Annotated in this window: 20 protein-coding genes and 1 pseudogene; 17 read left to right on the top strand and 4 right to left on the bottom strand. The window is 71.0% G+C overall.

Going from position 1 to position 20,322, the window contains the following annotated elements:
• Positions 1-127: 127 nt before the first annotated feature.
• The 12 genes from ACZ7M3_RS19055 (at position 128) to ACZ7M3_RS19110 (ending at position 14,066) form a co-directional block, all read left to right on the top strand.
• Entirely contained in the window at positions 128-1,777 is a 1,650-nt protein-coding gene (locus ACZ7M3_RS19055) for a CTP synthase (RefSeq protein ID WP_067364904.1), read from the top strand.
• An 86-nt stretch (positions 1,778-1,863) separates the two neighbouring features.
• The gene (locus ACZ7M3_RS19060) at positions 1,864-2,490 is read left to right on the top strand and encodes an NUDIX hydrolase (RefSeq protein ID WP_351303454.1); all 627 of its coding nucleotides are present in this window, start codon (positions 1,864-1,866) and stop codon (positions 2,488-2,490) included.
• Positions 2,491-2,710: 220 nt separating this feature from the next.
• Complete coding sequence (locus tag ACZ7M3_RS19065) at positions 2,711-4,819, top strand: tetratricopeptide repeat protein (protein ID WP_472064614.1); 2,109 nt, start codon at positions 2,711-2,713, stop codon at positions 4,817-4,819.
• 165 nt (positions 4,820-4,984) lie between these two features.
• Positions 4,985-6,109: an alanine dehydrogenase gene (gene ald / locus ACZ7M3_RS19070; RefSeq protein WP_472064616.1), complete on the top strand. Its 1,125-nt coding sequence runs from the start codon at positions 4,985-4,987 to the stop codon at positions 6,107-6,109.
• Between the two features lie 423 nt (positions 6,110-6,532).
• Positions 6,533-7,660 (top strand): ParA family protein, encoded by a 1,128-nt coding sequence (locus ACZ7M3_RS19075; protein WP_472064618.1) that lies wholly within the window; start codon positions 6,533-6,535, stop codon positions 7,658-7,660.
• The gene (locus ACZ7M3_RS19080) at positions 7,645-8,211 is read left to right on the top strand and encodes a hypothetical protein (RefSeq protein WP_095855449.1); all 567 of its coding nucleotides are present in this window, start codon (positions 7,645-7,647) and stop codon (positions 8,209-8,211) included. Before ACZ7M3_RS19075 ends, ACZ7M3_RS19080 begins: the two co-directional genes overlap by 16 nt.
• 18 nt (positions 8,212-8,229) lie before the next feature.
• The gene (locus ACZ7M3_RS19085; protein ID WP_472064620.1) at positions 8,230-9,411 is read left to right on the top strand and encodes a segregation and condensation protein A; all 1,182 of its coding nucleotides are present in this window, start codon (positions 8,230-8,232) and stop codon (positions 9,409-9,411) included.
• On the top strand, positions 9,408-10,064 hold the full coding sequence (gene scpB / locus ACZ7M3_RS19090; RefSeq protein WP_472064622.1) for an SMC-Scp complex subunit ScpB: 657 nt from the start codon (positions 9,408-9,410) through the stop codon (positions 10,062-10,064). The genes ACZ7M3_RS19085 and scpB overlap by 4 nt, the downstream gene beginning before the upstream one ends.
• Entirely contained in the window at positions 10,064-11,236 is a 1,173-nt protein-coding gene (locus ACZ7M3_RS19095; protein WP_472064624.1) for a pseudouridine synthase, read from the top strand. Before scpB ends, ACZ7M3_RS19095 begins: the two co-directional genes overlap by 1 nt.
• A 253-nt stretch (positions 11,237-11,489) precedes the next feature.
• Positions 11,490-12,233, top strand: coding sequence for an NUDIX hydrolase (locus ACZ7M3_RS19100; RefSeq protein WP_472064626.1), 744 nt, complete (start codon positions 11,490-11,492; stop codon positions 12,231-12,233).
• Entirely contained in the window at positions 12,230-13,255 is a 1,026-nt protein-coding gene (locus ACZ7M3_RS19105; protein ID WP_472064628.1) for an ADP-ribosylglycohydrolase family protein, read from the top strand. Before ACZ7M3_RS19100 ends, ACZ7M3_RS19105 begins: the two co-directional genes overlap by 4 nt.
• Before the next feature lie 25 nt (positions 13,256-13,280).
• Positions 13,281-14,066 (top strand): nucleotidyltransferase domain-containing protein, encoded by a 786-nt coding sequence (locus ACZ7M3_RS19110; protein ID WP_472064630.1) that lies wholly within the window; start codon positions 13,281-13,283, stop codon positions 14,064-14,066.
• On the opposite strand, the pseudogene ACZ7M3_RS19115 reads toward ACZ7M3_RS19110, so the two are convergent.
• The 4 genes and pseudogenes from ACZ7M3_RS19115 to ACZ7M3_RS19130 form a co-directional block, all read right to left on the bottom strand.
• Positions 13,962-14,747: pseudogene (locus ACZ7M3_RS19115) on the bottom strand (nucleotidyltransferase domain-containing protein); the annotation flags it as partial. The gene ACZ7M3_RS19110 and the pseudogene ACZ7M3_RS19115 sit on opposite strands and share 105 nt — an antisense overlap.
• Before the next feature lie 19 nt (positions 14,748-14,766).
• Positions 14,767-15,198 carry a Rieske (2Fe-2S) protein gene (locus ACZ7M3_RS19120; protein ID WP_472064632.1) on the bottom strand — a complete coding sequence of 144 codons (432 nt, stop codon included), beginning with the start codon at positions 15,196-15,198 and terminating at the stop codon, positions 14,767-14,769.
• The gene (locus ACZ7M3_RS19125) at positions 15,195-15,779 is read right to left on the bottom strand and encodes a DUF6529 family protein (protein ID WP_472064634.1); all 585 of its coding nucleotides are present in this window, start codon (positions 15,777-15,779) and stop codon (positions 15,195-15,197) included. The genes ACZ7M3_RS19120 and ACZ7M3_RS19125 overlap by 4 nt, the downstream gene beginning before the upstream one ends.
• A 76-nt stretch (positions 15,780-15,855) precedes the next feature.
• A complete protein-coding gene (locus ACZ7M3_RS19130; RefSeq protein ID WP_472065217.1) occupies positions 15,856-16,524 on the bottom strand; it encodes a hypothetical protein in 669 nt (222 codons plus the stop codon).
• A 152-nt stretch (positions 16,525-16,676) separates the two neighbouring features.
• Between ACZ7M3_RS19130 and ACZ7M3_RS19135 the strand changes: the two genes are divergently transcribed.
• The 5 genes from ACZ7M3_RS19135 to ACZ7M3_RS19155 all read left to right on the top strand — a co-directional run bounded on the left by ACZ7M3_RS19135 (position 16,677) and on the right by ACZ7M3_RS19155 (position 20,316).
• Complete coding sequence (locus ACZ7M3_RS19135) at positions 16,677-17,180, top strand: YidB family protein (RefSeq protein ID WP_472065219.1); 504 nt, start codon at positions 16,677-16,679, stop codon at positions 17,178-17,180.
• A gap of 156 nt (positions 17,181-17,336) precedes the next feature.
• Positions 17,337-17,699, top strand: a complete 363-nt coding sequence (aroH, locus tag ACZ7M3_RS19140; protein ID WP_054234458.1) for a chorismate mutase — start codon at positions 17,337-17,339, stop codon at positions 17,697-17,699.
• Positions 17,696-18,781 carry a prephenate dehydrogenase gene (locus tag ACZ7M3_RS19145; protein WP_472064636.1) on the top strand — a complete coding sequence of 362 codons (1,086 nt, stop codon included), beginning with the start codon at positions 17,696-17,698 and terminating at the stop codon, positions 18,779-18,781. The genes aroH and ACZ7M3_RS19145 overlap by 4 nt, the downstream gene beginning before the upstream one ends.
• A 168-nt stretch (positions 18,782-18,949) precedes the next feature.
• A complete protein-coding gene (cmk, locus tag ACZ7M3_RS19150) occupies positions 18,950-19,645 on the top strand; it encodes a (d)CMP kinase (protein ID WP_472064638.1) in 696 nt (231 codons plus the stop codon).
• Positions 19,603-20,316: a lysophospholipid acyltransferase family protein gene (locus ACZ7M3_RS19155; RefSeq protein ID WP_472064640.1), complete on the top strand. Its 714-nt coding sequence runs from the start codon at positions 19,603-19,605 to the stop codon at positions 20,314-20,316. The genes cmk and ACZ7M3_RS19155 overlap by 43 nt, the downstream gene beginning before the upstream one ends.
• The last annotated feature ends 6 nt before the right edge of the window (positions 20,317-20,322 follow it).

Consider the following 20,322-nt stretch of genomic DNA (forward strand, 5'->3'; position numbering starts at 1 on the left):
ATACCCTGGTAGCCCGTGGACCGGTGGGCAAGAAACCCCCGAACCGCAGCGACGGCACCTCCGGAAATCTTCGGACACCACGCCGGTACGCACCCCAGACCGCGACCACGGGAGCCCCCTCTTGGCCATGCCGCCCAAATCCACGACGACCAAGCACATCTTCGTCACCGGGGGTGTCGCCTCCTCCCTCGGTAAGGGCCTGACCGCCTCCAGCCTGGGTGCGCTGCTCAAGGCGCGGGGCCTGCGCGTCACCATGCAGAAGCTCGACCCCTACCTGAACGTCGACCCGGGCACCATGAACCCGTTCCAGCACGGCGAGGTGTTCGTCACCAACGACGGCGCCGAGACCGACCTGGACATCGGACACTACGAGCGCTTCCTCGACGTTGACTTGGACGGCTCCGCCAATGTCACTACAGGACAGGTGTACTCGACGGTCATCGCCAAGGAGCGGCGCGGCGAGTACCTGGGCGACACCGTGCAGGTCATCCCGCACATCACCAACGAGATCAAGCACCGCATCCGGCGTATGGCGACCGACGACGTCGACGTCGTCATCACCGAGGTCGGCGGCACGGTCGGCGACATCGAGTCGCTGCCCTTCCTGGAGACCGTCCGCCAGGTCCGGCACGAGGTCGGCCGGGACAACGTGTTCGTGGTCCACATCTCGCTGCTGCCGTACATCGGCCCCTCCGGCGAGTTGAAGACCAAGCCGACCCAGCACTCGGTCGCGGCTCTCCGGAACATCGGTATCCAGCCGGACGCGATCGTGCTGCGCGCCGACCGCGAGGTGCCCACCGCCATCAAGCGCAAGATCTCGCTGATGTGCGATGTCGACGAGGCGGCCGTGGTCGCGGCCATCGACGCCAAGTCGATCTACGACATCCCGAAGGTGCTGCACACCGAGGGCCTGGACGCCTACGTCGTGCGCAAGCTGGACCTGCCCTTCCGTGACGTGGACTGGACGACCTGGGACGACCTGCTCGACCGCGTCCACAACCCGCTCCACGAGATCAACCTCGCGCTCGTCGGCAAGTACATCGACCTGCCCGACGCCTACCTCTCGGTCACCGAGGCGCTGCGCGCCGGCGGCTTCGCCAACAAGGCCCGCGTGAAGATCAAGTGGGTCACCTCGGACGACTGCAAGACCCCGGCGGGCGCCGCGAAGCAGCTCGGCGACGTCGACGCGATCTGCATCCCCGGCGGCTTCGGCGACCGTGGCGTGTCGGGCAAGGTCGGCGCGATCCAGTACGCCCGCGAGAACAAGATCCCGCTGCTCGGCCTCTGTCTCGGCCTGCAGTGCATCGTGATCGAGGCCGCGCGCAACCTGGCCGGCATCCCGGACGCCAACTCCACCGAGTTCGACTCCGCCACCGCCCACCCGGTCATCTCCACGATGGCCGAGCAGCTCGACATCGTGGCGGGCGAGGGCGACATGGGCGGAACGATGCGACTGGGCATGTATCCGGCCAAGCTCGCCGAGGGCTCCATCGCGCGCGAGGTGTACGACGGCAAGGAGTACGTCGAGGAGCGTCACCGCCACCGCTACGAGGTGAACAACGCCTACCGCGGCGAGCTGGAGAAGAAGGCCGGTCTGCAGTTCTCCGGCACCTCCCCGGACGGCAAGCTCGTGGAGTACGTCGAGTACCCGCGCGAGGTGCACCCCTACCTGGTCGCGACCCAGGCGCACCCCGAGCTGCGCTCCCGCCCGACCCGCCCGCACCCGCTCTTCGCGGGCCTGGTCAAGGCCGCCGTCGAGCGCAAGACGGGCAAGTAACACAAGGGCTGTACGGTGGCCGGGGTACGCGTCTTTTGGGACACGTGCCCCGGTTCTCGTTCGGTGCGTAGGAGGAACAGGGCGACATGACGATCAAGGACACCCCCGAGGAGTGGGAAGTCAGGGCCACCGCGACTCCCTTCGTCGGCAACAAGACGTCCGTCCGCGCCGACGACGTGGTCATGCCGGACGGATCGGTCGCCCGCCGCGACTACCAGGTCCACCCCGGCTCCGTGGCCGTCCTCGCCCTCGACGGCCAGGACCGCGCGGTGGTCCTGCGCCAGTACCGGCACCCCGTGCGCCACAAGCTGTGGGAGATCCCGGCCGGACTCCTCGACGTGCCCGGTGAGAACCCGCTGCACGCCGCCCAGCGCGAGCTGTACGAGGAGGCGCACGTCAAGGCCGAGGACTGGCGGGTGCTGACCGACGTCTACACCACTCCGGGAGGCTGTTCCGAGGCCGTGCGGATCTTCCTCGCCCGCGATCTCTCCGAGGCCGAGGGGGAGCGCTTCGAGGTCGAGGACGAAGAGGCCGACATGGAGCTGGCCCGGATCCCCGTCGGCGACCTCGTGCGCGGGGTGCTCGCCGGCGAGCTGCACAACAACTGTCTCGTCGTCGGCGTCCTCTCCCTGGTCGCCGCCCGCGGCGGCGACGGACTCGACGCGCTGCGCCCGGCCGAGGCGCCCTGGCCGGCCCGCCCGTTCGAGTCCTGACGCACCCCAGGCGCTCCTCTCCCACGACCGGATCCTCCGACCGGAACCCGTGACCGGATCCCGCGACCGGACACCATCAGTCCTACGATCGGCTGATCCGATCGGGGGACGTCCCCGCCGCGCTCCGCCCGGATCGTCGCAGAGCGTGAACTAGGCTCTGGAAACGCCCGAACCGGAGTCCCGGCGGGCTTGCGCGCGCAGTGGGACGGGAGCGTGGCCCGTGGCGGATCAGGCGGTGGACACAGACGGCACGAAGGTGTCGTCGGCGGGGCGGCGCCCGGCTGCCGGGTCCGCTCCTACGGAGGGTCAGTTCCTCGGCCGCACAAGAGAGTTGAAGGAACTCAGGGTCGACATCGAGCGCACGGGCCTGGACACCCTCGCGGGCCGCAAGGCACCCCGCGCGCGCGTACTGCTCATCGCCGGCAGGCCCGGATCAGGCCGCACCGCGCTCGCCGAGGAGCTCGTACGGCAGGTTGCGGGGAGTTACCCGGACGGGGTGCTGCGCGCCCGGCTCACCGAACCCGACGGCACCCCCGTGCCCACCGAGCGCACCGCGCGGGAACTGCTGAGGACCCTGGAGCTGCCCGCGCCGGCGGGGGCAGCCGCCGACGACCTGAGCGAGGCGGTGCGCGAGGCCCTCGCCACCCGCCGCGTGCTGCTGCTGCTCGACGACGCGGCCGACGCCGAGCAGGTCGACGCGCTGCTCCCGGACACCCCCGAGTGTCTGGTCGTCGCGGTCTCCGGCGGGCCGCTGACCGGCATCGCGGACGTCCGCCCCTGCACCCTGGGCGGCCTGGACACCAAGTCCGCGCTCGAACTGCTCGACCGCTTCACCGGCTCGGTGCGCATCACCGTCGACCCGCTCGCGGCCGAGGGACTCGTCGAGGAGTGCGCCGGTCAGCCCGCCGCCCTGCGCCTCGCGGGAGGCTGGCTCGCCGCCCGTCCCACCTCGGCCGTCGCCGACCTCGCCAAGCAACTGCGCACCGAGGGCGACGAGAGCACCCCGCTCGGCCGGGTCTTCCACCTCGTCTACACCGCGCTGTCCGCCACCGCCGCGCGGATACTGCGTCTGCTCTCGCTCGCCCCGGCCGGCCTCATCGACCCGCACACCGCGTCCGCGCTGGCCGGCTGCTCGGTGGAGACCGCACGGGCCGCGCTGGACGACTTCGTCGGCTTCGGCCTCGTACGGCCCGTCGAGTCGCGGCTGCCGCAGTACGAGGTGCCCGGCTGCCTGCTGCCGCTGCTGCGCTCCCTCGTCGAGAGCCAGGACCGCCCGGCCGAACTGCAGCTGGCCCGCGCCCGGATGCTGGAGCGGACCGTACGGCTGCTGGTGTCCTGCCGCGCCATCACCGAGACCGACAACGCGCCCGCCCGCGAGAAGCTCACCGCGCTGCCCCGCGAACTGCGCTTCCCGACCCCCAGGGCGGCCGAGGACTGGCTGCGCGTGCGGCAGCCCGCGCTGCTGGCCGCGGCCCGACTCGCGGTCGCGGACGGGGAGCTGGACACCCTGGCCAGGCGGCTGATGGCCGCGCTGGTGCGGGCGATGGTCGCCCACTTCGGCACCCGGGCCGCGGCGCCCGAGCTGTACGGCATCCACCGCCTCGTCCTCGACGTCGCCGAGCGCAGGGGCCTGCCCCGCGAGAAGGCCGCGGCCCTGCTGAACCTCGCCGACCTGGACGCCCAGACCGGCCGAACGGCCGACGCCCTGGCCCGCTACCGGGCCGCCCTGGACGCCGGACGCGAGGCGAACGACCCGTACGCGACCGGCCGCGCGATGGAATCCGTAGGCGGCGCCCACCAGGAGCTCGGGGACCACGACCGGGCCGCCGACTGGTACGGCAGGGCGCTCGCCCAGCGCCTGGCGCGGGACGAGCGGGTGGACGCCGCCCGGCTGTACGGCCGTATCGCCACCGCGTACACCTACGCGGGCCGCTACGGCGAGGCGCTGCGCAACTGGCGCGCCGCCGTCACCGGACACCGCAGGAACGGCGATGTGCCCGCTCAGGCACGGGCGTTGAGCGAGCTGGCGCGCGTCCAGGAGTACGCCGGGCGGCCCGAGGAGTCGCTGCGCACCTGCCACGAGGCGGTCGAGTGGGCGCGCCGCGCCGAGGACCACCGGCTGCAGGCCGCGCTGCAACTGCGGTTGGCCGACACCCTGGACCGGCTCGGCGACCCCGCCGCGGCGCGACTGCACCGCAAGGCGGCCGAGCGCATGCTGGGTGATGAGCTCCCGGAGAGCGCGACGGCCATGGAGGACCCTGAAGACACAGAAGGCACGGAACAAGACGCTGATGCCTGCGAAATCCGTAGTACATCCGTCGAAGATTGATGCATTGAAAGGCTAGACAGAGAGAACCCCTTCATTAGACTGGCTCCGCCGCGTTCTTTCGTGGTGTCTCCCGGTGCGCCCCCGTGTATCCGGGTATGACATGCATTGCCCCGGCTTGCATCGCCCCGGCTGTGCATAGCCCCAGAACCCTCTGAGCCAAGGACCGTGATCGACGTGAAGGTCGGCATCCCCCGCGAGGTCAAGAACAACGAGTTCCGGGTGGCCATCACCCCCGCCGGTGTGCACGAGCTGGTGCGCAACGGCCACCAGGTCGTCGTCGAGCGGAACGCCGGTGTCGGCTCCTCGATCACGGACGACGAGTACGTTTCCGCCGGTGCGCAGATCCTGGAGACCGCCGACGAGGTCTGGGCCACGGCCGACCTGCTGCTGAAGGTCAAGGAGCCCATCGCGGAGGAGTACCACCGCCTCCGCAAGGACCAGACCCTCTTCACCTACCTGCACCTGGCCGCGTCCAAGGAGTGCACCGACGCGCTCCTGGAGTCCGGCACCACGGCGATCGCGTACGAGACGGTCGAGCTGCCGAGCCGCGCGCTGCCGCTGCTCGCCCCGATGTCCGAGGTCGCGGGCCGCCTCGCCCCCCAGGTCGGCGCCTACCACCTGATGGCCGCCAACGGCGGCCGCGGTGTGCTGCCCGGCGGTGTCCCCGGTGTGCTGCCCGCCAAGGCGGTCGTCATCGGCGGCGGCGTCTCCGGCTGGAACGCCGCGCAGATCGCCATCGGCATGGGCTTCCAGGTGACCCTGCTCGACCGTGACATCAACAAGCTCAAGGAGGCGGACAAGATCTTCGGCACGAAGATCCAGACCGTCGTCTCCAACGCCTTCGAGCTCGAGAAGGCCTGCCTCGAGGCCGACCTCGTCATCGGCGCGGTCCTCATCCCCGGTGCCAAGGCCCCGAAGCTCGTCACCAACGAGCTGGTCTCCCGGATGAAGGCGGGAAGTGTTCTTGTCGACATCGCGATCGACCAGGGCGGCTGCTTCGAGGACTCCCGCCCGACCACGCACGCCGAGCCGACCTTCCCGGTCCACAACTCGGTCTTCTACTGCGTCGCCAACATGCCCGGCGCCGTGCCCAACACCTCCACGTACGCGCTGACCAACGCCACGCTGCCGTACATCGTGGAACTGGCCAACCGCGGCTGGGTCGAGGCGCTGCGCCGCGACCCCGCGCTGGCCAAGGGCCTCAACACGCACGACGGCAAGGTCGTGTACCGGGAGGTCGCGGAGGCGCACGGCCTGGAGCACGTCGAGCTGGAGTCCCTGCTCGGCTGAGACACCGAAGGGTGACCGGCCGCGTGGCCGGCTGACCCATCAATCGGCAAAAGGCGATACGTCAACACAGGTCGTCAACGCCCCGCACCCGACCGGACCTTGCCCAGCGAGGTCCGGCCGGGTGTGTGTCGGGTCACTTTGCGACACTCGTTCAACTCGCCACGAACGTAACCGTTTAACCGATTCGCACACCCGTGAATCCTGCTGTGCGACGGCCTTACGCCCTTGACAGAGGGGTGTTCGGTTGCCGACACATCGGGTCGGGTCCGGCGGATTGTGTTGCTGCGGACCGGTGACACGCCATAGAGTCGCCAACCGTCGGCATGGTGCCACGCTGACCTATCTAGAAGTTTCCTGGTCACCAAGGAGGTAAGACGACTTGTGAATGAGTCGACATTTACTCCCGGGGGTGGTCAACCAGGAATGCCGGCGCGGGGCCAGGGCCCCACGGGGCTCGAGGCTGTCGGCTCCGTCGCTGTCCGAACCTTCGCAGCGCAAAAGAGTCCCCGGATGACTCAGACAGCACACCAGAGCATGGATGGCCATCACGTGAACGCCATGGCCGGCAACGGAAGTGGCGGGAACCGCACCCACTTCGCCGACTACGACGAACTGCCCGAGGGGCACTTCTACGACCCCGACGCCGAGTACGAGCCCGATCCGGAGTACGCGGCCACGCTCGCGCCCGACGCGGCCCGTCAGCGCCGTGAGCGCGTCGGACCGACCGGACGCCCGCTGCCCTACTTCCCGATCCCGGGTCCGCTGACCAGCCACGGCCCCGCGACGATCATCGCGATGTGCAACCAGAAGGGCGGCGTCGGCAAGACGACGTCGACCATCAACCTGGGCGCCGCGCTCGCGGAGTACGGACGCCGGGTCCTGCTCGTCGACTTCGACCCGCAGGGCGCGCTCTCCGTGGGCCTCGGCGTCAACCCCATGGAGCTCGACCTCACCGTCTACAACCTGCTCATGGAGCGGGGCATGGCGGCCGACGAGGTGCTCCTGAAGACGGCGGTCCCGAACATGGACCTGCTGCCCAGCAACATCGACCTGTCCGCCGCCGAGGTGCAGTTGGTGTCCGAGGTCGCGCGTGAGTCCACGCTCCAGCGCGCGCTGAAGCCGCTGATGGCCGACTACGACTACATCGTGATCGACTGTCAGCCCTCGCTCGGCCTGCTCACCGTCAACGCCCTCACGGCGGCCCACAAGGTGATCGTGCCGCTCGAGTGCGAGTTCTTCGCCCTGCGCGGTGTCGCGCTGCTCACCGAGACCATCGAGAAGGTCCAGGAGCGGCTCAACCCCGAGCTGGAGCTCGACGGCATCCTCGCCACGATGTACGACTCCCGCACGGTGCACAGCCGTGAGGTGCTCGCGCGCGTGGTCGAGGCGTTCGACGATCACGTCTACCACACGGTGATCGGCCGGACCGTCCGCTTCCCGGAGACCACCGTCGCCGGTGAGCCGATCACCACGTACGCCTCCAACTCCGTCGGTGCCGCCGCCTATCGCCAGCTCGCCAGGGAGGTGCTCGCCCGGTGTCACGCCGAGTGAGTCTGCCGGGGGCCGACGAACTGTTCCGTACCACCGGGGGCATGGCGCTCCAGTCATCCACCCCCACCCGCCGGACCAACGGCGAGGCCCGGGTACCGGCTCCGGCCGGTGAGAGCGACCCGGCCGCCGCGGAGGACGCGCCGCAGTCGGTGCCGGTGCAGGGCGGTGACGGCGAGGGCGACGAACACGTCGCGGCGGACGCCGAGGCGGACGCGGGAGAGTCCCGCAGCCGGGGTACGGCTCCGGAGCGCTCGGCGCGGCGCCAGGCGACGCAGGAGGGCGCCGGCGGGCAGCCCGCCCGCGGCAGCAAGCGCTCCCGCGCCGCCAACCGGCGGCCCAGCGGGCGGGAGCGGCACGACGAGAAGATCACGGTGTACGTGTCCGCCGAGGAGCTCATGGACCTCGAGCACGCCCGGCTGGTGCTCCGCGGGGAGCACGGGCTCGCGGTCGACCGCGGCCGGATCGTCCGCGAGGCGGTCGCGGTCGTACTCGCCGATCTTGAGTCCCGCGGGGACGCGAGCATCCTCGTACGACGGCTTCGCGGGCGGTAGCGGTAGCCTGCGACGGCTATGACCTCGAACGACACCTCTGTCCCCGCCGGCTCCGGCGGCCGTCGCCGTGTCCTGGGCCGGGGCCCCGGCGCGACGCCGGTCCCGACGGAGGAGCGGGACGGGCGGCCCGAGGAGCGCGTCGAGTCGGCCGAGGGGCCGCCGATCGACGGGCGAGCCGAGTCGGTCGAGGAGTCCGTGGAGGAGCCCGTCGAGGCCACCGCGGAGACGGCGCCCGAGCCTCCGGCGGCGCACCCTCCGGTAGACACGGCGCCCGAGCCTCCGGCGGACACGGCGCTTGAGCCTTCGCCCGAACCTCCGGCACAGGCCGAGGCCGGTGACGGGGTCTTCAAGGTGCGGCTCGCGAACTTCGAGGGGCCGTTCGACCTGCTGCTTCAGTTGATCTCGAAGCACAAGCTCGATGTCACCGAAGTGGCGCTGTCCAAGGTCACCGACGAGTTCATGGCGCACATCAGAGCGATGGGACCCGACTGGGACCTCGACCAGACGACCGAGTTCCTGGTCGTCGCGGCGACGCTGCTCGATCTGAAGGCCGCCCGGCTGCTCCCGGCCGCCGAGGTCGAGGACGAGGCGGATCTGGCGCTGCTGGAGGCGCGGGACCTGCTGTTCGCGCGGCTGCTCCAGTACCGCGCCTACAAGCAGATCGCGGACATCTTCAACGCCCGGCTGGAGGAAGAGGGCCGCCGCTACCCGCGTACCGTCGGGCTCGAGGCCCACCACGCCGAGCTGCTGCCCGAGGTGGTCATCAGCATCGGGGCGGAAGGATTCGCCAGGCTCGCCGTGAAGGCGATGCAGCCCAAGCCCAAGCCGCAGGTGTACGTCGACCACATCCACGCCCCGCTGGTGAGCGTGCAGGAGCAGGCCGGGATCGTGGTGGCGCGGCTGCGGGAGCTCGGGGAGGCCAGTTTCCGCGCCCTCGTCGAGGACACCGAGGACACCCTCACCGTCGTGGCTCGTTTCCTGGCCCTGCTGGAGCTCTACCGGGAGAAGGCCGTCGCCCTCGACCAGGAGGAGGCCCTCGGGGAGCTCATGGTGCGCTGGACGGGCGGCGACGGCGACGGCCGGCCGAGGGTCACGGACGAGTTCGACCGCCCGCCGGAGGTGGCCAAGGACGACCGGGCCAAGGGCGGCGACACCAAGGGCGACAAGATCAAGGACGGCGCCAAGGAGGAGAAGGCGTGAACCAGGAGACCACCGACACCCCGGCGGGCCTGCGTACCGTCGCCGACCTCGACCTGAAGCCCGCCCTGGAGGCCGTCCTCATGGTCGTGGACGAGCCCGCGACCGAGGAGCACCTCGCGAAGATCCTGGAGCGGCCCAAACGGCAGATCAAGGACGCGCTGCGGGAGCTGGCCGACGAGTACACCGTCCAGGGCCGCGGTTTCGAGCTGCGGCTCATCGCGGGCGGCTGGCGGTTCTACACCCGGCCCGAGTACGCGGCGGCCGTCGAACGCTTCGTCCTCGACGGGCAGCAGGCCCGGCTCACCCAGGCCGCCCTTGAGGCCCTGGCGGTCGTCGCCTACCGCCAGCCGGTCAGCCGATCCCGGGTCTCGGCGGTCCGCGGAGTGAACTGCGACGGTGTGATGCGCACCCTGTTGCAGCGCGGTCTGGTCGAGGAGGCGGGCACGGAACCCGAAACAGGTGCGATCCTGTACGTGACGACGAACTACTTCCTGGAGCGAATGGGCCTGCGCGGTCTGGACGAGCTCCCGGAGCTCGCGCCCTTCCTCCCCGAGGCGGACGCGATCGAGGCCGAGACGCTGGAAGGGGTCCCGTCGTTCGATCCGGATGCACCGGATGCAGATGCAGACGACACGACGACGACGGAACTTTGATGCGAAGCAGTGGCAGTGGCAGTGGCAGGAACAGCGGGCGCGGCAACCCGCGCGGGACCGGTGGAGGCGGTAGTTCCCGCGGGACCGGCGGAGGCGGCAACCCCCGCGGGACCGGCGGGAGCGGCAACCCCCGGGGCGCCGGTGGGGGCGGCTCCCAGCCGAGGAGCGCGGGAGAGCGCGACGACAGGCCGAAGCGCGCCGGCAAGCCCCGCCCCGAGGAGCGCCGCTACGACGTAGGCCCCGCCGCGTCCCACGAAGGCCCGAAGTCCGGGCGCGGCAACGCGGCCCGCGGCGGCGCCAAGGGCGGCCCCAAGCAGGGCCAGCAGCGCGGTGGCCGTACGGAGCCCGCGCGTTCCCGCGAGTACGAGACGCGGGCCGAGGAGCGCAACCGGGACCGGTACGCGGGCAAGCCTGACGTCAAGCTGCCCAAGACCTTCCCGGGCGCCGAGGAGGAGGGCGAGCGCCTGCAGAAGGTGCTCGCGCGTGCGGGCTACGGCTCCCGCCGTTCCTGCGAGGAGCTGATCGAGCAGGCCAGGGTCGAGGTCAACGGCGAGATCGTCCTGGAGCAGGGGCTGCGCGTCGACCCGGAGCACGACGAGATCAGGGTCGACGGACTGACCGTGGCCACGCAGTCGTACCAGTTCTTCTCGCTGAACAAGCCCGCTGGTGTGGTCTCGACCATGGAGGACACGGAGGGCCGGCAGTGCCTCGGTGACTACGTGACGAACCGCGAGACGCGGCTCTTCCACGTCGGGCGGCTCGACACCGAGACCGAGGGCGTCATCCTGCTCACCAACCACGGCGAGCTGGCGCACCGGCTGACCCACCCCAAGTACGGCGTGAAGAAGGTCTACCTCGCGCACATCGTGGGTCCCATCCCCCGCGACCTGGGCAAGCGGCTCAAGGACGGCATCCAGCTGGAGGACGGGTACGCCAAGGCGGACCACTTCCGCGTCGTCGAGCAGACCGGCAAGAACTACCTCGTCGAGGTGACCCTGCACGAGGGCCGCAAGCACATCGTGCGCCGCATGCTCGCGGAGGCCGGCTTCCCGGTCGACAAGCTCGTGCGTGTGGCCTTCGGTCCGATCACCCTGGGCGACCAGAAGTCGGGCTGGCTGCGCCGCCTGTCGAACACCGAGGTCGGGATGCTCATGCAGGAGGTCGATCTCTAGACCCCGTCCGGCGGCCCTGGAGAGCGCTGTGCGCCCTCCGCCCGCCCTCGCCGCCCTCGGGGAGCGCGGCGGGCTCCGACGCGCTCCAGGGGCCGCTGAGGGCTTCTGCCACGGATGTGCCGAGAACACGGATGTGCCGAGAACCGCGCCCTAGGTCTTGTAGGGCGCGGTTCGGCTTTTTATAGTCGTACTGACTATTACTCGTTGCCGGCCGGTACCGGCCGCGACTCGTGCGGAACCGGGGGCGGGTGAATTGCGCGCAAAGGGAGGCCTCGCTCCCGAGGGCTACGACAAGTACGCCTTCGAACCCTTCGCCGTCACCGTCGACCTCGCCGTCCTGACCGTCCGCGCGGGCGAACTCGAGGTGCTGCTCGTCGAACGGGGGCAGGAACCGTACGCCGGCCGCTGGGCGCTGCCCGGCGGCTTCGTGCTGCCGAAGGAATCCGCGGAGACGGCCGCCCGGCGTGTACTCGCCGTGGAGACCGGCATCCCGGACCTCTCCCGCCTCCACCTGGAACAGCTGCGGACCTACAGCGAACCCGACCGCGACCCGAGGATGCGGGTCGTCTCCGTCGCGTTCGCCGCGCTGCTCCCCGACCCTCCCGAGCCGCACGGCGGCGGTGACGCGGCACAGGCCCGCTGGCTGCCGTACGGCTCGGTCGGCCCGCTCGCCTTCGACCACGTCCGCATCCTCGCCGACGCCCACGAACGCGTCGGCGCCAAGCTCGAGTACACCTGTCTCGCCACGTCCTTCTGCCCGCCCGAGTTCACCCTCGGTGAGCTGCAGCGGATCTACGAGACGGTGTGGGGCGCCGTCCTCGACCGGCCCAACTTCCGGCGCAAGGTCCTCGCCACGCCCGGGTTCGTCGCACCGGTCCCGGGGGCCGCGCGCCTCACCGGAGGCCGCGGCAAACCCGCCGCGCTCTACCGCGCGGGCGGCGCCACCGCCCTGCAGCCACCCCTGCTGCGCCCCCCTTCGGAAGGACGGCCCTCATGACCACCACCCCGACGCTCGCGAAGCACGCCGCCACCGGATCCCTGCTCGGCCTCGCCCTCGGCGACGCGCTGGGCTTCCCGACCGAGTTCAACGACGTCCCCTCGATCCAGGCCAAGTTCGGCCCCTGGCGGGAGATGAAGCTGCCGCGGCCCGCGATCGTCACGGACGACACGCAGATGACGCTGGCGCTGGGGCGGGGACTGCGTACGGCGATGGACCGCGGCCTGCTCACACCGCTGCGGATGGAACGGCCGGTGCGCGAGGAGTTCGTGGACTGGTACCAGTCGCCCGACAACAACCGCGCGCCCGGCCGCACCTGCCTCGTGGCCTGCAACCTCCTGAAGACCGAGGGCCGGCCCTGGCAGGAGGCCAGCCAGATCGGCTCCAAGGGGTGCGGGGCCAACATGCGGGTGGCGCCGGTCGGGCTCGTACGGGGGCTGAGCGACGAACAGCGTTCGGGCGCCGCGCAGTTGCAGGCCGCGCTCACCCACGGCCATCCCACCGCGCTCGCCGCCTCGGACCTCACCGCCCACGCCGTGTGGCTCCTCGCCGGGGGCGCCGAGCCGACCGAACTGATCGGCCTCCTGCGTTCGTACGCCCGGGAGAACCGCGGCCGCTACCTCTCCCGCTGGCTCGGCGACCTGTGGACCCGGAGCCAGGACCCCACACCGGAGCACTTCATCGAACGCGGCTGGGACGAGTGCCTGGAGGTCCTCGACCGCCTTCAGGACGCCGTGCGCACGGCGTCGCCCGAGAGCGACCCGTGCCTGGCCACCGGCGCGGGCTGGATCGCCGAGGAGGCGCTCGCCACCGGACTGCTCTGCTTCCTGCAGTTCGTCGACGAGCCCGTCACCGCGCTGCGCCGCGCGGCCTGCACCTCCGGCGACTCCGACTCCATCGCCTGTCTGACGGGTGCGTTCGCCGGCGCCCACCACGGCTCCGACGCCTGGCCGACGGAGTGGGCCGACCGCATCGAGTACCAGAGCGACCTCATGTCGCTGGGGGCGCTCTGGGATGCCTGAGAGACGGCTCTGGGATGCTGGGTCGATGATCGACGACGTCCTGGACATCGACCTCGCGGGTGTGGTGGCCGAGCAGCCCGACCCGGTGCTGTTCGCCACCGTCTCCGGGGCGCATCTGTACGGCTTCCCGTCACGCGACTCGGATGTCGACCTGCGCGGTGTGCACCTGTTGCCGACGGCCGAACTGGTCGGCCTGCGCGAGCCGGACGAGACCCGGTCGCGGATGTGGGACCGGGACGGCGTCGAGATGGACCTCGTCACCCACGACCTGCGCAAGTTCGTACGGCTGATGCTGCGGCGCAACGGCTATGTGCTGGAGCAGCTGCTCTCGCCCCTGGTCGTGCACACCGGGGAGGCGCACCGGGAGCTGGTCTCGCTCGCCCCCGGAGTCCTCACCTCCCACCACGCCCACCACTACCGGGGGTTCGCGGCGACCCAGTGGCGGCTTTTCGAGAAGACCGGTGAGCTCAAGCCGCTGCTCTACACGTTCCGGGTGCTGCTCACCGGCATTCATCTGATGCGCAGCGGTGAGGTGCAGGCCGATCTGCGCACGCTGGTCGCGCAGGTCGGGGAGGCTCCGGTGTATCTGCCCGACCTGATCGCGGCGAAGGCGGAGCGGGAGCACGGGGACGCGGACGTCGACGACGCGCGTGTGGCGGCCGACGTGGAGCGGCTGCACGGCGTGCTGGACCTGGCGCAGGACGCCTCAGCGCTGCCGGACGCTCCGTCCGCGTACGACGCCCTGCACGCGTTCGTCGTCCGGGTCCGGCTGGAGGGTCCGGGGGGCTTCGCAGTCCGCGCGGAGGGCTGAGGCGCGGCGCGTGCGCAGGAGGAAGTCCTCGACGTGGGCGTGGTCCGGTTCCGCGGGCAGGGGGCTGCGGGTGGCCGCCTCGTCCGCCTCGGTCGCCAGCCGGGACATCCAGGCCTCGGCCTTCGGCCATGGGACCTCGCCGCGCTTCACCGCGAGCAGCGCCTCGCGCTGCGGGCCGACGTCGATCGTCAGCGCGCCGGTGCGCAGCAGGTCACGGGAGCTGATGAGGAGGCGCAGGAGGTGCATGGCGTGCTTCCAGCGCGGGGCGCCGTGCTGCCGGACGTCGGCGTCCAGCTTCTTGCGCTGACCCAGCGCGTAGCGGGCGAACGTGTCGTGCGCCCGGCGGGAGAGGAACGCCTCGCGCAGGGCGAGGAGTTCGCGACCCGTGTCGTCGACGTACTCGACGAGAGGGGAGTGCAGGCACTCCAGGATGTTCGGGTTGGCGCGCAGCGCGAGGGTGCAGAAGCGCTCCAGTTCCCAGCTGAACTGTTCCTCGGCCGGCCCCTCGACGTGTGTCGGAGGCTTCTCGAAGCGCCAGAAGAGCGGGGTCGGCGCGAGGAAAACACCCCGGCGGTCCGTGTCGCTGCCGTCCGTGGCCAGCCCGAAGGCGCGCGAACCCATCACGCAGGAGTAGATCGTGTGGTCGCGCACCAGGGACACCGGGGTCTCGGAATGCATGTCCTGGAGCGTACGTGTCCGCTCACGCCAGGAAGATCGATTTTCCCTTCACCGTGATCTTCTTCGCGGGCAGGGGACGCGTGGCCGGGCCGTGGACCACCGAGGCGTCGGTGATGCGGTACTTGCTGCCGTGGCAGGGGCAGTCGATGGTGCCGTCGGCCACCTTGTTCACGGTGCAGCCCTGATGGGTGCAGATCGCCGAGAAGGCCTTGAACTCGCCCTTCTTCGGCTGGGTGACCACGACCTTCTCTTCCTTGAAGACCTTGCCGCCGCCGACCGGGATGTCACTCTTCTCGGCGAGTTCCTTGCCTGCTGAGGGCTTGGCGATCGGGGAGGTGGTCGCGGTCGGGGAGGAAGCCGACGAGCTGTTGCTGTCGCCGTACTTGCTGCACCCCGCGAGCAGGAAGGCCGCGCCCGTTCCGAGAACCGTGCGCCGGGCCGGGGGGTTCGTCATGTCGTCACTCCGAACGTACGGAAGAACCAGAGAGCCGACGTCAGCCAGATGGCCGTGAGGACGACGAAGACGAGTCCTCCGACCAGGGGCAGCAGCCAGCCGGGCAGTCGCTCCGAGCGGAGCAAGAGCATTTTGGCACTAAATGCACCGAAGAAGAAGCAACCCAGGAGCGAATGCCACATCACCCGCGGTTCGTACGTCTGATAGCCCAACGCGTACAGGCAGTGCACCGCGACCGGCACCGCCACCAGGAACGCGACCCGTCCCGACCAGCGGTGCAGCGTCGGCGCCCAGCTCGGCCCGGGCAGCTTTCCGTAGACCATGAACGCCGAGACCAACTGGACCAGCGCGAAGGCGAACGCCGCCGTCGCCAGCCACGACTTCACCGCGCTCGTGCTGCTGAAGCCCGCGAGGTTGAAGGCGGTCCCCGCCGGGTGGTGCGTCTTGCCGTAGGCGCCGAGGCCGATCGCGACCGCCGCGGCGACCAGGGCGGGGACGAGATAGCGGGCCGCGCCCGGGCGGCGGTGGGCGGGCGGGGGAGGGGGGAAGCCCTGGGTGGCGGCGTTCGGATCCACGGTCATATCGGCTCCCGATCAGGAGAGGGCCAGGAAAGGGTTCACGAACGGGTCTTGGAGTCGCGGGTCTTGAAGTGACGGGTCACGGAGTGACGGGCAAGGCGGTGAGTGTCTGTCCGTCGACCGTCACGGTGCCGGTCTCAGGGTCGATCGTCGGCGCCGCGGCGGGCTTGCCGTCCCGGTCGAGGATGCCGACCTGCTTGCCGCCGGGCAGCACGATCCAGCCGCCGTCGATCTTGGCGCCACGCACCGTGGCGGTCGCGCGGTAGAGCCCGGACGGCTTGACCGCCTTGTCGGCGGTGAACGCGTAGCGCTGCCCGCCGAGGTCGACGGTGCCGCGGATGCTCCTGCCGTTCTTGAGCGTGCCGGTCAGTTCGGCGCCGTTCTTGCCGGTGAGCTTCATGGTGCCGTCGTCGTCGACGTCGCCCTTCAACCACGACTCCTTGCTCCGGCCGTCGCAGAAGTACGCGATCGCCCTGCCGCCCCGCAGGGAGACCGCGACCGCGGAGGTGTTGTCGTCGGTGCGGCCCGCGTAGTCGGCGTTCGGTGGCGCGCTCTTCGAAGGGGGCGGGGGGCTCGACGACGGCGGCGTACTGGTGGGTGGCGGGCTCGCCTGCGGCGTGGCGCTCGGTGAGGCCTCCTGGGGCGAGGAGGACGCGTTCTTCGTCCCCGTCGTCGCGTTGAGCGTCAACATGAACACGGCGAGCAGGAGCCCCACCAGAAGGGTGAGCAGCGGTCCTGGGCGTTTCATACGGGCCATTCGGGCCTCCCCCGAGGCGAGTCTCCTGCCATGAGAGCGGACCCGTGCCCCGGCGTCCAGAGGCGCACGGGCGTGTTCTCACTACAAGTGGCGGAATAGGGCGATTCGGGTGACATTGGCGGAGGCCCGAGCCTGGCGGTGGCCTGCCTCGGTCGAACTCCCGAAAGACACCCCCAGACACTTCCCGAAACTCACTCTCGAAAGGCGTGACCATGGCGGGTAACGATCTCGGCGGCCTGCTCGGCGGTCTCCTCGGCGGAGGCGGCCAGGGCGGTACCGGCGGTTCCGGCGCGGGCAACATCCTCGGAGCGCTGCTCGGCGCCCTGGGCGGCGGCGGTGGCCAGGCGGCCGGCGGCAATCCCCTGGGCGGCCTGCTGGACATGCTCACCAAGTCAGGCCTGATGGATCAGGCCCAGTCGTGGATCGGCACGGGCGAGAACAAGCCCGTCAGCGGTGAGCAGATCGCCCAGGCGCTGCCCGACAACACCCTCCAGGAGGTCGCCGCACAGGCCGGCGTCAGCCCGCAGGAGGCCGCGGACCAGATCGCCCAGCACCTGCCCCGGGCGGTCGACAAACTGACTCCGAGCGGAGAGCTGCCACAGCCGGGCGCCTCCCTGGAGGACCTCATCAAGCAGCAGTCGCTCTGAGACGTGCTCCTTTCGCGTGCGCGGCGGCCGTCTCGTCAGGCGGGCGCCGCGCACTCGCGCGTTGCGGCCTGACTACGCTGGTGTGACAAGACGAGACACGACGACATACGACGAGATACGACAGGTACGTAGCTCGGCTCAGCGAGGAGTGACACCGTGGCGGTACGAGCGGTCCGGGGCGCCGTCCAACTGGAACGGGACGAGGCCGGCCACATGGACGAGCAGGTCAGCGAGCTGCTCACCGCGGTCCTGGAGCGCAACGGTCTCACCACCGACGACCTCATCAGCATCTGGTTCACCGCGACGCCCGACCTGCACAGCGACTTCCCGGCCGCCGCCGCCCGCAAGCTCGGCATCGTCGACGTACCGCTGATCTGCGCGCAGGAGCTGGACATCGAGGGCGCGATGCCCCGGGTCGTACGGGTCCTCGCGCACATCGAGTCCGACAAGCCCCGCGCCGACATCGCGCACGTCTACCTGGGTGCCGCAGGCGCGCTGCGCAAGGACATCGCCCAGTGAGAACCGCGCTCGTCATCGGAACCGGGCTGATCGGTACGTCGGCGGCCCTCGCGCTCTCCCAGCGGGGCGTCGTCGTCCACCTCACCGACCACGACCCGGAGCAGGCCCGTACGGCGGCCGCGCTCGGCGCCGGCACCGACGCGGCGCCCGGCGGGCCCGTGGACCTCGCGATCGTGGCGGCCCCGCCGGCGCACGTGGCGGCGACGCTCGCGGACGTCATGCGGCGCGGGGTCGCGCGCGGCTACCTCGACGTGGCGAGCGTCAAGGGCGGACCGCGCCGCGAGCTGGAGGCGCTCGGCCTCGACCTCTCCGCGTACATCGGTTCGCACCCCATGTCGGGCCGCGAGAAGTCGGGCCCGCTGGCCGCGACGGGCGACCTCTTCGAAGGCCGCCCCTGGGTCCTCACCCCCACCCGAGACACGGACACCGAGGTCCTGAACCTCGCCCTCGAGCTGGTCTCGCACTGCCGTGCCGTCCCGGTCGTCATGGACGCCGACGCCCACGACCGCGCGGTCGCGCTCGTCTCCCACATGCCGCACCTGGTGTCCAGCATGGTCGCCGCGCGCCTGGAGAACGCGGAGGAGGCGGCGGTACGGCTGTGTGGGCAGGGCATCCGTGACGTGACCCGGATCGCGGCCTCCGACCCCAGGATGTGGATCGACATCCTCTCCGCGAACCCGGGCCCGGTCGCCGACCTCCTCGCGGACGTCTCCGCCGACCTCGACGAGACCGTCCAGGCCCTGCGGGCCCTCCAGTCCTCCGACGAGGCCAAGCGGCGCGAGGGCGCGAGCGGCATCGAGGACGTCCTGCGCCGCGGCAACGCGGGCCAGGTCCGCGTCCCCGGCAAGCACGGTGCCGCGCCTCTGACGTACGAGACGGTGGCCGTCCTCATCGACGACCAGCCCGGCCAGCTGGCCCGCATCTTCGCCGACGCAGGGGCCGCCGGGGTCAACATCGAGGACGTACGCATCGAGCACGCGACCGGACAGCAGGCCGGCCTCGTCCAGCTGATGGTGGACCCGAAGGCGGCACCGGTCCTGAGCACGGCACTGCGGGAACGGGGCTGGGCGCTGCGGCAGTAGGGTCGCCGTTCGGCCCGGGGCGGTCTGCCCGGGGGTGGCGTCGGGCCTTCCCGTGCGGTGGGCCCGGGAAGGGCCAGTAATGCGGGGTCCGGGGAGACAGTAACCTTGTGCTGGGCGCGATCGTGCCCCGCACAGACCTCCACCCCGCACCAGGAAGGTGTTCCCACCGTGGAAAACGGCGCCGCCCGGCCCGCCCCGGCAGTGATTGTCGCCATCGACGGCCCCTCCGGCACGGGCAAGTCGAGCACATCCAAGGCCGTGGCCGCGAAGCTGGGCCTCAGCTACCTGGACACGGGCGCGCAGTACCGGGCGATCACCTGGTGGATGGTGACCAACGGCATCGACATCACGGACCCGACCGCGATCGCCGCCGTGGCCGGGAAGCCGGAGATCATCTCCGGGACCGACCCGTCCGCGTCGGCCATCACGGTCGACGGGACCGACGTCGCGGGCCCGATCCGCACCCAGGAGGTCACCTCCAAGGTCAGCGCGGTCAGCGCGGTGCCCGAGGTGCGCACCCGGATCACCGAGCTGCAGCGTTCGATCGCGGCCGCCGCCGAGCTGGGGATAGTCGTCGAGGGACGCGACATCGGCACCACCGTGCTGCCGGACGCCGATCTGAAGATCTTCCTCACCGCTTCCCCGGAGGCGCGTGCCTCCCGCCGCAGCGGTGAGCTGAAGGGCGCGGACGTCAACAGCACCCGCGAGGCCCTGCTCAAGCGGGACGCCGCCGACTCCAGCCGTAAGACCTCCCCCCTCGCCAAGGCGGACGACGCGGTCGAGGTGGACACCTCCGACCTCACGCTCCAGCAGGTCATCGAGTGCGTCGTCACCCTCGTCGAGGAGAAGCGGGCCGCCAAGTGACCGCATCCTCCGAGAGAGGCGCCGAGGTAGGGCGCCGTATCGGCGTCGGCCTGATGTACGGGCTGTGGAAGCCGCGCGTGCTCGGCGCCTGGAAGGTCCCCGCGACCGGCCCGGCGATCCTGGCGGTGAACCACTCGCATGCCATCGACGGCCCGATGGTCATGGGCGTGGCGCCCCGCCCCACCCACTTCCTGATCAAGAAGGAAGCATTCATCGGCCCGCTCGACCCCTTCCTGCTCGCCATCGGCCAGGTGAAGGTGGACCGTGCGACCACCGACCGCACCGCCATCACCGACGCCCTCGGCGTCCTGTCGTCCGGTGGCGTGCTCGGGATCTTCCCGGAGGGTACCCGCGGTGAGGGCGACTTCGCCTCGCTGCGTGCCGGACTCGCGTACTTCGCGGTCCGCTCCGGCGCGCCGATCGTCCCGGTGGCGGTCCTGGGAAGTTCGGAGAAGAGCAGCCGGTTGACAAAGGCGCTGCCCCCGCTGCGCAGCCGGGTCGACGTCGTCTTCGGAGACCCCTTCGAAGCGGGCGACGGCAGCGGACGGCGTACCCGCAAGGCGCTGGACGAGGCGACCGCCCGCATCCAGAAGCAGCTGAGCGCCCACCTGGACCACGCCAGGCGTCTGACAGGACGCCCGGAAAACGCCGGGCGCCCCACCGGGCACTAGGCGACA

The organism is Streptomyces sp. NPDC111656 (assembly GCF_055656965.1).